The organism is Bombilactobacillus sp. ESL1202, assembly GCF_058107125.1.
Map to the genome: position 1 here is coordinate 260,885 of NZ_CM176590.1, position 12,023 is coordinate 272,907.

Below are 12,023 nucleotides of genomic sequence, written 5' to 3' on the forward strand. Positions count from 1 at the left end.
ATAGCATTTTTTGAAACGGTTGCAATAATCAAAAGTTAACTATTGATTATTGCAAAGATCCATAATAATAAGCAGCAGTGCACCGTCATTAATTAAACGAATAAGTTGGAAGCGTGCTTTGCAATCAATTAACATTGAGAAACCAATCTCGTGTCCTTTTATTTTTTACCAATAACTGCATTTTTCCAAATTCTTGATATTTTGTCGATCCGTTTTGGTCTTTATCAAAACTAGTTCCTTGAGCCGTCGGCGTAGGTACGATTTATGTAGTTTAGACCGAAGCTTGGTTTTCATTAATAAGTCTATCTAAGTTCTTGATTTCTAATAACTGCTTATCAATATAACTATAGAAAGTTTTAGTGCTAACCATTTCATCTACAGAGAATAATTTATGCCTACGACGACATCTGGTGACCAATGATCCTGATAAAAATGATCATTAAAGAACGCCAGAAAATCCGTCGCCTGCTTGAATTTCAAAGAACGACCACAGTTATTCCGGTTATTTGAGTAACGCTTCTGAGTACCTAGACTATAGACTGTTTCTTGCCGTTAGTTTTTCAACCTATTTAACTCGACTGCGTTGTAACTCATTATTTACAGTTTGATGAAAAAAACGAGCTTTCGAGCAATAACTCTAGTAGAGTAGCCTTATTCATGTAAGGCAGCAATTTTGCCGCGTTCAAATTCAGATAGATGCTGTCCTTTACGACAAGATGTGTTAAGATATTCACGCTCCAAGATAAAACCCTCTTTTCATATGGTTGTGAGAAATTTAATGATACCGGATTTTTATCTTGGTGTCTTTTTATTTTTCAAGTGGCTAACTTAATTGTAAAACTTACGCTTCATTCTTTCTTTAAAATAACTGCATTATAATGTTACTTATAAGTATATCCGGAGAAAGCTTAAAAATATTTAACATTAATGAATAATTGCTAATCTCTAAAGACACCATAAAATTACACCAATGGAAAATTAAAGTTATAGAGGAAGAGTTGTGAAATTTGAAAAAAATCAGCATCATTAATATGTTCAATGAACTCTACATTCCTACCCGAATGTTCAGTGACATCAAAAGAATGAACTTGTCGAACTATTACTTGCCCTTGGGTTTTATAACCCTCTAAGTTATAAAAACCATGTCTATTTTTTCTAATAGTAGAGGTAATGGGGTTAACTATGATGAAACCAGTATCTTGATTATAGACATCTCTACTTAAAATCAGCGCTGGACGTCTTTTCTTTATTTCTCTTCCTCTTTGAGGATCAAAATTAATCCAAACAATATCTCCTTGTTTTGGCTGATACATTAATTTTCTTCTCCATCATAATCAAAATCAGCCCACTCATCTGGTTCATATTGATTCTTTAAATCAGGTTTTAAATAAGGATCTTCCAATTTTGGAACTAATTCATACCCACCATTATTCTTGGGAACCAATAACCATTTTTGGTCTAACCTGAAATCTTCTTTAGAAACTGGTAAGCATAAAGAGTTTCCCCTTTTAACAACAGTTAATAATTTCATTATTATTCCTCCTTATTTAAGATTAAAATAGCATATTTCATCTCGTTGAACAAGTTAAATGCGTTTTATAAGTTCAATAGTATAATATTAACTGCTAATCATAACTTTTACTTCCTCAGCTTCAAAAATCTAAATCTAATAACTCTGCAATCGGTGTCACAGTTAACTGTCAATCTTGCTCTGGCATCAAATCTGGTAGTCGATGTCCCAATTGAATAGAAATCACTAAGTCTGCTCCATTCGACGCAATTATTTTCTTTACTTCCTCTAAATAAAATAGCGGTTCCATACAAATCAATGTTCAAAATTGTTTCAACGGAAGCTCGACTTGGAGATACTTTTGCTACATTAATCACCATAGTAACTTCACCACTAACTTGTGCTTCCTGTAATAATCCTTTAACGGACGCTCGATTAGCTAAATTTCTTTTTACTGGTTTAACATCAACCCCCGCAGTTATCATTCTTGGGGTAATTTGTTGTGTTATTGGCAAAATTTTATCATCGAAAAATTTTTTTGACCAAAGCCAATTTCTAAAAACTCCACTGTTTTCACAGAAAGTCTGAATGCAATCTTTAAAATAGAAATACAATTTGGCCTCCAATATAAGGACTAAGAGTTATTTTTCTAGGCTCTGTAACTTTATTTAGGTACTAAATGATCTATTGCAGTTTGAAAATTAGCTATTTTGGTTTCCATAATTTGTAGTTATTCTGGATTGGTTTTCTTGTCAGATTGATAAAGATCAATATATTTTTTAAAAATATCAAAAGACATTCCAGCTTGACGCGGACATTTAACAAAGTTTAGTCGCAGTGAAACCACATCATCAAACTGTCGTACTCCTGTTTGCGATCGTTGCACTGCAGGTAATAGACCCCATTATCATAATACCGAATAGTAGCAGCTGTTAAACCAGTTTATTGAGCCGCATTTTTAACGCTTATCATTATAAGCTCTCCTTTCTGTTGTAGATTTGCAAATAAGATTAATTGACCAAAATAAGACTGGAGCCAAAATCAACAGTTACGTATCAACCTTCAAGTTCCAACCTAACTTAAAAGATTTACTAGTATTCGATACAAACTGCTGACTTCTGGCATGCAATACTAAATTAATGTTTGGCTAATGATAGACAAAAGACAATCATTAATCTCATTGCTCCAGTCTCAATTAATTTATCTTCTTATATATATGAAAAGATTACAAACTCGTTTTCATTTCATAATAGTGCTTTTGACGACGAAATGTTTCAAAATCATCATGAAACGTATGATTTTTTAAACCATCGTAAAATTCAATTTTATCTTCTACAACTTGTAAATGAGCTTGCTCTTGTTTAATTTTATCTTCTAATTCACGACGCTTAGCTTGTAACAATTCCTGACGTTGATCAATCGTTGAATCGCCTTGCTCTCGCCATTTAACATACTGCTTCATCTCAAATAAGCTAAAACCAGCTCCCTTTAGATGTTGTAAAAATTGATACCACAAAATATCCTGGTCAGTATATAATCGTTGACCATGAACTTTTTTGACAGTTAATAAACCTTCTTTTTCATAAAAGCGCAAAGTGTAAGGTGTTGACTGAACTAATTTAGCAAATTCACCAATATGATAAGTTTTTGTCATTAATTTTCTCCTAGAGATAAACTGGAGTTGCACCATCAGTTCCAGGTTGTGAAATGCCCAAACTATCATTGACATACAATTTGGGATCGGCAATTATTTTTTCAATCAAATCAGCAATACTAGCTCGTGAAATTGTTGTCCCTTTGAAAGACTCGTGACGATGCGTTAATTCATAATCAATTTGCGGATCATTGGACATATATCCAGCCCGAATAATCGTAAAGTCCAAATTAGAATTATCTTCAATTAATTTAGCAGCATCACGGGTATCTTCCATTACTGCATGTCCACAAGATTCTTCAACCCAACTGCCAAAAGAATCTGGGACTTCATGATATAAACCTAAACCAGTCACATGAATGATTCGCCGAACTTTTTGTTCATTCATAGCTGTCACAATATTTTTAACCATTGGCGTAAAGACACCACCCAGATTAACATAAACTAAGTCCGCATTTTTAACAGCTCTTAACACAGCATGATATTGATTGGCATCACCCTCAATTAATTCAACATTTTTAGCTTGCTGAATATTTTGGGGTAAACGGTTAATCCGCCGAGCAAATAGCCTTAGATTAATTTGTGAATCATTTAAATAATTTTGTTCTACCAACCGGGCAATTTGCCCATTAGCTCCAATTACCGTGATATTTTGAGCCATTATTTAGCCTTCTTTGTTGATAAAGCATCATAAATTTCATCAGAAACCGGCTCTAACCATTCTGGTGTTCCCGCTGTGATTGCCAGATGTTCAAACCAACTGTCATCTGTGGCACCATGCCAATGTTTAACCCCATCATGTGTCACCACGACATCGCCTGGAACCAAATGTTGTGCTGGCTGTCCTTCTTCTTGATACCAGCCTTCACCACCAGTAACCAATAAAATTTGAAAGCCATCATGGTGGATATGCCAATTATTGCGACACCCCGGCTCAAAGGTAACATTGCCGACGCCAACATTAACTTCTGGATCAGCTACTAAATTTTTTAAATAGCTTTGACCTACAAAGTATTGGGCAAAAGCATCATTTTTATCGCCACTACTAAAAATTACCCCATTTTTTACATCTTCATTTTTAGCCATTAGTCCTTATCTCCTTGTTCGTCATAGAATTTTTTGGCAATATTAAAAGCTGACCAGGCTTTAGGCCACCCCACATAAAAGGCAATGTGTGTAATAATTTCACTAATTTCAGCTTTGGTTAAGCCATTTTGCTGCCCCATTTTTAAATGGGCTGGTAACTGTTCAAAATTTCCAGCAGTAATGATCGCCACAATCGTCGCCAAACTACGATCACGTGGTGATAGCTCTTGTTCTCGTGACCAAACTTCGCCAAATAAAACATCATCATTTATTTCCGCAAATTTGGGTGCAAAATCACCTAAATTTTCGCGTCCAGCTGTTTGTTTCTTCATAGTAAAGCACCTCCAACATTGAATAAGTTAACTGTACAACTTAGAGTTAACTCTAGGTCAAGGAAAACTTATTTTTTGAATCATCAAACTTTAAAACTTAATTCATTGTCAGTAAAACCAGTGACTTTAAAAGTGTAATACCATTACTATTTTACTTCCATCTTTCAGTATCAATTAAATAGTCCGATTACTTTTATACAGTCTAATTCGTCACTATCTTTGAGTCTTTTTGAACTTAACAAAGCTTAAAATGGATGCTATCGAACTTCTTGCTTGATAACAGCACCTTCTTAAAAGTATTCAATATTTTGCTAACGTTGACATTGTTAGAAAAATATTCTAATTTTAAAGTATGCTAATGAGTAAAAATTAGATTTTATCATTATTAATAACATGCTAAGGTTATTTAAAGGGTTAACTATATGTTGTAAAAATAGCCAGAGAACCATGCTGAAATTTAATAACCTTTTGATCTTCAATATTATTTTACTGATAATACATTATTTCCATTTGTAAAAAATTATCGGCAATCCTAATAATTTTTGTGATATTTAATATGAATCTAATTTATAATTACTGGAGGAGGTAATTTTAATGAAATTCGGATTTAAATTAATTTGGAAAATTATAAGTTTCATAATTGGTTTTTATATAGTCGTTGCTTTTATATTTAATCCAACCATTTTAGCTTTGCTTTTACCGATCATTTTAGGTATTGTACTAATTTTATTTTTACTGTACAGGTTTGCAAAACCACAATTTGATCAATTCATAAATTTCTTTAGAAAGAATAAATCTAAAGTAGTTCAACAAACCAAAGCTAAAATTGACCAAACTTTTAATTATTATAAAAATAATAAGTCAGTGTCTCAAAAAAGTTTAAATGAGTTGAATCAATTAAACCAACTGCGTCAGCAAGGAGCTATTACTGATGTTGAATATAAAATCAAGAAAAAGCAATTATTAAATTTATAAATTCAAAGGAGTCCTTAATAAATGGCACGTCACCGATTTAACCAAAATAATAATCAGGGCAATAATTACAATCAGCCTAATCAACCAACGAATAATAATCAGCAGTACAATTCTGATTATTCAAACGCACCTCAACCAAATAACACTGATAATTACCAGCAACCAAATCAGTATCAACAAAATCCTAGTTTTCAAAATAATCAACAGTATCAACAGCCACAATATACTCAACAAACTCCACCGAATTACAATCAGTATCAACAACCATCACAGCAACAATATCAAAGAATCCCAATTGAAAAACCAGTAGCTAATAGTGGTATGCGTATCACCAAATTGGTTATAGGTATTTTAATGATCGTAGTTTCAGTATTTATATTTTTACAAGGTACGATTATGGGTATTGGAAATTCAATTGCTAATAATCACCATACCAGCGGCTCAGGTGGCGTTTTAGTCGCAATCTGCTATTTAGTAGCAGGTATTGTTTACTTAGCTAGTAAAAAACGGTTTGGTTTAGGTGGCGATATTGCCAATTGTATCATCTTAATATTAGCTTGGCTAATTGCCATTAGTAATGCTGATAAAACATATGTCGACTTACCTATTTGGGGCTGGCTGGCCTTTATTATTGGAATTGGATTTTTATTTTGGCATATCTTAGCTAATAAAAAATCTAAAAAATAAGATAAAGTAAAGAGCCATCAGCTGATGATATGCACTCCAAAAATAGGATATATTTTTAAAATTCAAGTTAAGACTAATTACGATACTCAATCGAAGTCAGTCCCTTTAGTTTGATTTTAATACTTTAGTTACTAAAGTATTTAATAAATGAACTAGTGAATAAAAATTGGAAGATAAATTTAGTTAATCAAGTACTAATTTGAATCAAACTGTTCAACAATATGTCAAAGGCGGCAATAAAATTTGAGATAAGACCAAAGATGGCAGTTTAGGCGCTAATTTTAGGTTTGAATTTACAAACAAAAAATCAATTGATTTAAAAATTTACTCTTGACGATTTTAATTCTATTCAAAATGATAAAGTTACTGATAAAACTCATAATGAAATAATCTTAAAATCTAATTATTCCCCACTACGGGGAACTACATATGTACAAATCTGATAAATGTAAAAGATGTATGATTTTTGTTTTTAGGAGAGGTGAAATATGATAAATAATAATTCTAAAGAAATGAAAAGCACTAACGATCTCATAAATCATATGAAAAACAAAGGAATTAGCTTCGATATTACTAACACAGAAAAAGCTAAAAAAATATTAAATAAAACAAATTACTACTTTAAAATATCTTCTTATCGTTCCAATTTTCCTAAAAACAATAAAGGAAAATACATCAATCTAGATTTTGCCTATCTTACAGATTTAGCATCTATTGACATGCAACTAAGAGAGTACCTGTTGAACTTATCTTTAGACATTGAGCATTCTGTAAAAGTTGTTTTATTAAATCTTATTGCGAACGATCCCCAAGAGGATGGGTACTCCATTGTCGAAGATTTTAAAAATGAATATAATAAACAGTACAATCAGTTAATGAATTATTGGAGTCATAATAAATATCTTAAAGACTTTTATGCTAAACGACATGATCAAGTAGCTATATGGGCATTAATGGAGATTATAACATATGGAAGTTTATCAATGTTTATAGACTTTTATTACAGTCGTACTAAAACTAAATCGGTTCGTAGAATTCAAAATCACTTTCGATTTAGTAAAAACATTAGAAATGCTTGCGCACATAGTAATCCCTTATTGGTTAATCTTTTCTCTGAAAAGGAATTTATTAGGAGACCATCAGCACCAATTAATTCCGCAGCAAAAGCGATTGGTGTTGATACTTCCTACATTAAAGACATCAAAATACATGATTTAGTCTCACTTTTTTATTTACACCGGTTATTACAAAGTAATAAAATGAGTGAATATCGTATTAGGCAAGGCAATCATCTAATACAAAGATTTAATAGGCATTCGCAATGGTACAAAAACAACATACAGTTAAATACCTTTTTCAGTATATTAAATCAACTGGTTGACTATTTAAATATGTACTAGTAGTATGTAGATAAGGAAAGAGCGGTTAGCCCGTTCGCTAGTTTAGGTATTGCCGACACTAGTTGTTTAAAAAGGGTGGTCAATTTGACTATCCTTTTTTATTCAAAAATAGCTATTTAAGCCAATAATTGTGAATAAATTAAAAAGATTTGAGCAAAGGCTGATCCTTTTGTCCCAGTCTCTAACGCATTCTTTTATTTTGATAGCTAAAGGAATTAGTATTGATTAGATTGCTGAAAGGCTTGGACACACTGATACATCAATTACATCAAGAGTTTACATTCACTTGCTTCAAGACAAGCGTTCGGAGAACGATGAAAAAGCATTAAAAACCATCAGGAATATTTAGTTAAAAACCTTGATATAAAGGCTTTTTTAGTCCTAAAAAAATTGTGCCAAAATTGTGCAGAATTTAAAAAAACAGCTAAATTGTGCAAAAATTGTGCAAAATACTTTTTCAGTTGAATAAGCCATAAAAGCCTATCTAGCAGCATTTTAGGCAAAAGAAAAACCGCAACTCAATTACTTGAATTACGGTTAAATAACACTCTAATGTCGCAGGTGGGATTCGAACCCACGACCTACGGTTTAGAAGACCGTTGCTCTATCCAGCTGAGCCACTGCGACAAACAATTAATATTATATTGAATATGGAGTACTTTTGTCAATATTATTTTTAAAAGTTACTTATTTAAAAAGTACTATGCTTCAAGTTGCAAAGAATCCAGTGCTGAATGAAAAAGGTTCATGTATAAATCAAAATTAACTAAAAATGCTATAATGTATTTAAAATATCAATAATTATTGAGAGAGGATGCTAATTATGAAAAAATTATTTCAAGGAAACAGCTTTGGTAGTATGGACTTCAAGCACAAATTAATTCTTACAATAACTATGTTAAACCTAATTGCTTCAATTTTTGATTTGATCAATAGCATTAGAGATTTCAAACAATCTAGGTAATTTTCATAAAATTAACCATACTTCAATAATAATGTTACTTTAACTTTAAAATGAAAAGAACTAGCTTTCAGTTTTTGCTGAAGGTTAGTTCTTTTAATTATTAAGTTATGATTTTAAACATCCAGTTTTTCAAAAAATTTCAGGTATACTTTTACAACGATCTTAAAAATAGTAATTTAGCGCATTGGAATTCAGTCTTTTTTACTTCATATTTTCTGCAAAACGCAAGCCTAAATCCATTGCGGAAATCATCGACACATCGTTAGCAATTCCCTTACCAGCAATATCAAATGCCGTGCCATGATCTACTGAAGTCCGAATAATTGGTAAACCTAATGTGACATTAACACCGGTATCAAAAGCTAATAATTTCATCGGAATATGACCTTGATCATGATACATAGCTACCACAATATCAAATTCACCACGCTTAGCTCTTAAAAAGACTGTATCAGCCGGAATGGGTCCAGTAACATCTTTTCCTTCAGCTTGTTTAGTTTTGACAGCTGGTGCAATTTCTTTAATTTCCTCATCACCAAACAATCCGTCCTCTCCACAATGAGGATTAAGACCAGCAACTGCTACACGTGGAGCGTCAATTCCTAATTTTTTCATAACATCATCTGCTAAATCAATACATTCCATGACACGCTCTTTTTTGACTAAATCGCAAGCCTTTCTTAAAGGTACATGAGTCGTGGCATGAACCACACTCAAATCTTTACTACATAGCATCATCGTATATTTTTTAGTATTGGTTAATTGTGCAAAAATTTCAGTATGTCCATCAAAGTTATGACCACCTTGGTGCAACGCTTCTTTATTTAACGGTGCTGTAACCACAGGACCAATTTCTTTTTTCATTGATAACTCAATGGCTTTAGCAATATATTGGTAAGCTGCATCGCCAGCTTCAGCGCTCACCTGTCCAATTTTATCGTGATTAAAATCCACATTCAAAACATTAAAAACATTGATCTTGTCTGTTTGAAAATCTTGAATATTATTAATAACATTTAGATCTGTGGTAATTCCTAATAAATCTTTGTAATAACTAATTACTGAAGCCGAACCAAAAATAACCGCTTTATTTTTATAATCGGCTTTCTCCAATGCTTTTAAACTAATTTCAGGACCAATTCCTTCAAAGTCGCCCATCGTAATTCCAATTAAATTTTTCATCATTAAAATGCTCCTCATCTTTTTTAAATTAAAGTATTGTATAACGATTCTACTTGACCGATAGCTCCAGCCTTAGTAATAATTTCTAAACCATCGTATTTGCCCCCAACCAGATAACTGGCAACAATTCCCGTCGCCAATTCGGCTTGGATCTTACAGCCTTGTGCTCCCAACTGTTGAAAAATTTCAATAGCCGTATCACCTCCTGTCAAAAATAATTTCGATACCACAACTTCTGCCAAAACCTTTTTAGTAATGGTAGCCAATGTCTGCTTAATAATTTGACTAACTGCTGCTTTATCTTCTATACCTAGGTTTTTAAATAAAGCTAATGTTCTTAGGTAATCTTCTTTTTTTCTAGTAACCGTAAGAATGGTATTCTGACCCTTTTTTAATTGCTCACAAACTAATCGAGTATAGTTTTCAACTTTCGAGTCAATAACTAAATCATTAATCTCCACATTAACTATTTGAAAGCCACGATTCTGCGCATAATCCATTTGTTGAAGACTAACGTCACTAATACTTCCCACTACTGATAAAGTCGGGATTGAATTTTTGCCAAATAAATATTCTGCTAATCCCGCCGAACCAACATATAAAATTTTCCGTGAATCGTGGGAACTTAATTCCTGAATTTTTTCTAAATCTTGATCAGTTTGTACATCAAAAACTTGAATCTTAGTAGCTGGTAATTGTGTCAACTGATGCAATTCGTTAGTGTTAATCGTCTTAATTTCACCAACCAGCGAATCCTGTAATAATTCAACAATATTATCCGTCCAGATCGGTGTTAAGGGATCGTGCGCAATTTCTGTCTGCATTAATGGCTGACCGTTTAAATAATGCACACCTTTAACCGTCGTGCGCTGAATTTTTGGAAAAGCTGGCGCTACTAAAATTAAGTCTGGCTGGTAGAGCTCAGCAATTACTTGAATTTCTGCTGCCACATTACCCCTGAGAGTTGAATCAACCTTTTTATAGATAATTGAAAAGTCATTTTGTAAAAGTATTTTTTGAGTTAAGGTTCTAACTTTTTGTTGCGCTGCTGTCTTAGATAAATTACGCGATTCAGTATCCAAAACTACTGAGTTGGTGATCACTTCCTTAGGTGGGTCTAACAATAAATCAACATCAATGTGATTCTTTTTTAATTGCACGCCCGTATCGTTAGATCCCGTAAAATCATCCGCAATAATTAAATACTTATCCGTCATCTACAATACTTCCTTTTTTAATTTGCCGTTTAGTTTCATATTTATCAATAAAAGTCACCAAGACGGGGCATAAAATTGCAGTCACAATAATAGCTGCTGCAACTTGTGCTGTTGCTTGAGAAACTACCGCCTTAAAATTGGGATCAATGGCTGCCACTGCTGCTGGCGTTCCTACTGCATTACCAGCAGTAGCTCCTACCGCTGCACCCACTTGTGGATGTTTAAATTTCAAAACTCGAAAAACAAAGTATCCAGCAAAACCAGTAATCAAGACACATAAAATGCCTAAAACGATTCCAGACATACCTGCAGAAACTAGCTGCCCCAAGTTCAATCCAGCTCCTAATGGAAAAGCAAAGAACGGAATTAATAAAGTTGTTCCTGGTTGCAAAAAATTACGAATATCACTATCAACATTACCCAAAATAAAGCCAATCAAAATTGGTACTACCGCTGCCAACAAAGCCGATAGTGGAATTTGGGCCAATCCGGTTGCTCCAAAAGCAATCATCGTAAACATTGGTCCATCACTTAATGCAACAATCGAAGTTGCCCCAACATCTGTTGAATCACCATATTCACCGGCTAAAGCTGCATATAGTCCACCATTCTTATTAGTCAAAGACGAAACAATTGCTAAGGGACTAAGTCCCAAGACACCTTGGACTCCAAAAAAATGATTAACAATAATGCCCAAGATTGCCCCAATCCCAACTTTTGTTATTAATAAAACTACACCTTTATAAATTGATAATCCTGCTTGTTTGATATTAATTTGTGCCCCATTACAAAACAAGAAAGCTGCTAATAAGGCCGTTGCACCACTTTTAAATAGGGCCTCTGTAAAGCCTCCTAGTTTAAAGAATTGTGGAAAAAAAGTATTGGTTAGTGAACCTAATAATAACGGCACTACCATCATACCACCAGGAATTTTCTTGACTCCTGCCAAAATTTTCACTTTAAAACCTCCTATCTGTTTTCGCTAAACAACTCAAAATATAAACCGTTTACAGAAC

Annotated in this window: 14 protein-coding genes and 1 tRNA gene; 3 read left to right on the forward strand and 12 right to left on the reverse strand. The window is 33.1% G+C overall.

Annotation, left to right across the window (positions count from 1 at the left end; all coding sequences use genetic code 11):
• Positions 1 to 962 precede the first annotated feature (962 nt).
• From AC3B7A_RS01290 to AC3B7A_RS01325, 8 genes are all read right to left on the reverse strand, one after another.
• Positions 963 to 1,313: a type II toxin-antitoxin system PemK/MazF family toxin gene (locus AC3B7A_RS01290; protein ID WP_489755956.1), complete on the reverse strand. Its 351-nt coding sequence runs from the start codon at positions 1,311 to 1,313 to the stop codon at positions 963 to 965.
• Entirely contained in the window at positions 1,313 to 1,531 is a 219-nt protein-coding gene (locus tag AC3B7A_RS01295) for a type II toxin-antitoxin system PemI/MazE family antitoxin (protein ID WP_489755957.1), read from the reverse strand. Before AC3B7A_RS01295 ends, AC3B7A_RS01290 begins: the two co-directional genes overlap by 1 nt.
• A gap of 107 nt (positions 1,532 to 1,638) precedes the next feature.
• Complete coding sequence (locus tag AC3B7A_RS01300; protein WP_489755958.1) at positions 1,639 to 2,124, reverse strand: hypothetical protein; 486 nt, start codon at positions 2,122 to 2,124, stop codon at positions 1,639 to 1,641.
• A 116-nt stretch (positions 2,125 to 2,240) separates the two neighbouring features.
• Positions 2,241 to 2,396, reverse strand: a complete 156-nt coding sequence (locus AC3B7A_RS01305; protein ID WP_489755959.1) for a MerR family transcriptional regulator — start codon at positions 2,394 to 2,396, stop codon at positions 2,241 to 2,243.
• A gap of 339 nt (positions 2,397 to 2,735) precedes the next feature.
• The gene (locus AC3B7A_RS01310) at positions 2,736 to 3,164 is read right to left on the reverse strand and encodes a MerR family transcriptional regulator (RefSeq protein WP_489755960.1); all 429 of its coding nucleotides are present in this window, start codon (positions 3,162 to 3,164) and stop codon (positions 2,736 to 2,738) included.
• Positions 3,165 to 3,174: 10 nt separating this feature from the next.
• Positions 3,175 to 3,825: an NAD(P)H-binding protein gene (locus AC3B7A_RS01315; protein WP_489755961.1), complete on the reverse strand. Its 651-nt coding sequence runs from the start codon at positions 3,823 to 3,825 to the stop codon at positions 3,175 to 3,177.
• Positions 3,825 to 4,250, reverse strand: coding sequence for a cupin domain-containing protein (locus tag AC3B7A_RS01320; RefSeq protein ID WP_489755962.1), 426 nt, complete (start codon positions 4,248 to 4,250; stop codon positions 3,825 to 3,827). The genes AC3B7A_RS01315 and AC3B7A_RS01320 overlap by 1 nt, the downstream gene beginning before the upstream one ends.
• Positions 4,250 to 4,582, reverse strand: coding sequence for a carboxymuconolactone decarboxylase family protein (locus AC3B7A_RS01325; protein ID WP_489755963.1), 333 nt, complete (start codon positions 4,580 to 4,582; stop codon positions 4,250 to 4,252). Before AC3B7A_RS01325 ends, AC3B7A_RS01320 begins: the two co-directional genes overlap by 1 nt.
• 594 nt (positions 4,583 to 5,176) lie before the next feature.
• On the opposite strand from AC3B7A_RS01325, the gene AC3B7A_RS01330 reads away from it, so the two are divergent.
• The 3 genes from AC3B7A_RS01330 (at position 5,177) to AC3B7A_RS01340 (ending at position 7,644) form a co-directional block, all read left to right on the forward strand.
• On the forward strand, positions 5,177 to 5,557 hold the full coding sequence (locus AC3B7A_RS01330; RefSeq protein ID WP_489755964.1) for an SHOCT domain-containing protein: 381 nt from the start codon (positions 5,177 to 5,179) through the stop codon (positions 5,555 to 5,557).
• Positions 5,558 to 5,578: 21 nt separating this feature from the next.
• Complete coding sequence (locus tag AC3B7A_RS01335; protein ID WP_489755965.1) at positions 5,579 to 6,244, forward strand: hypothetical protein; 666 nt, start codon at positions 5,579 to 5,581, stop codon at positions 6,242 to 6,244.
• Positions 6,245 to 6,732: 488 nt separating this feature from the next.
• Positions 6,733 to 7,644 (forward strand): Abi family protein, encoded by a 912-nt coding sequence (locus AC3B7A_RS01340; RefSeq protein WP_489755966.1) that lies wholly within the window; start codon positions 6,733 to 6,735, stop codon positions 7,642 to 7,644.
• A 553-nt stretch (positions 7,645 to 8,197) separates the two neighbouring features.
• Here the strand turns inward: AC3B7A_RS01340 and AC3B7A_RS01345 are convergent.
• The 4 genes from AC3B7A_RS01345 to AC3B7A_RS01360 all read right to left on the reverse strand — a co-directional run bounded on the left by AC3B7A_RS01345 (position 8,198) and on the right by AC3B7A_RS01360 (position 11,965).
• Positions 8,198 to 8,271: transfer RNA gene (locus AC3B7A_RS01345), tRNA-Arg, on the reverse strand.
• A 538-nt stretch (positions 8,272 to 8,809) separates the two neighbouring features.
• The gene (pdxA, locus tag AC3B7A_RS01350) at positions 8,810 to 9,790 is read right to left on the reverse strand and encodes a 4-hydroxythreonine-4-phosphate dehydrogenase PdxA (RefSeq protein ID WP_489756516.1); all 981 of its coding nucleotides are present in this window, start codon (positions 9,788 to 9,790) and stop codon (positions 8,810 to 8,812) included.
• A 23-nt stretch (positions 9,791 to 9,813) separates the two neighbouring features.
• The gene (locus tag AC3B7A_RS01355; RefSeq protein ID WP_489755967.1) at positions 9,814 to 11,007 is read right to left on the reverse strand and encodes a four-carbon acid sugar kinase family protein; all 1,194 of its coding nucleotides are present in this window, start codon (positions 11,005 to 11,007) and stop codon (positions 9,814 to 9,816) included.
• Positions 10,997 to 11,965 carry a 2-keto-3-deoxygluconate permease gene (locus AC3B7A_RS01360; RefSeq protein WP_489755968.1) on the reverse strand — a complete coding sequence of 323 codons (969 nt, stop codon included), beginning with the start codon at positions 11,963 to 11,965 and terminating at the stop codon, positions 10,997 to 10,999. Before AC3B7A_RS01360 ends, AC3B7A_RS01355 begins: the two co-directional genes overlap by 11 nt.
• Between the last annotated feature and the right edge of the window lie 58 nt (positions 11,966 to 12,023).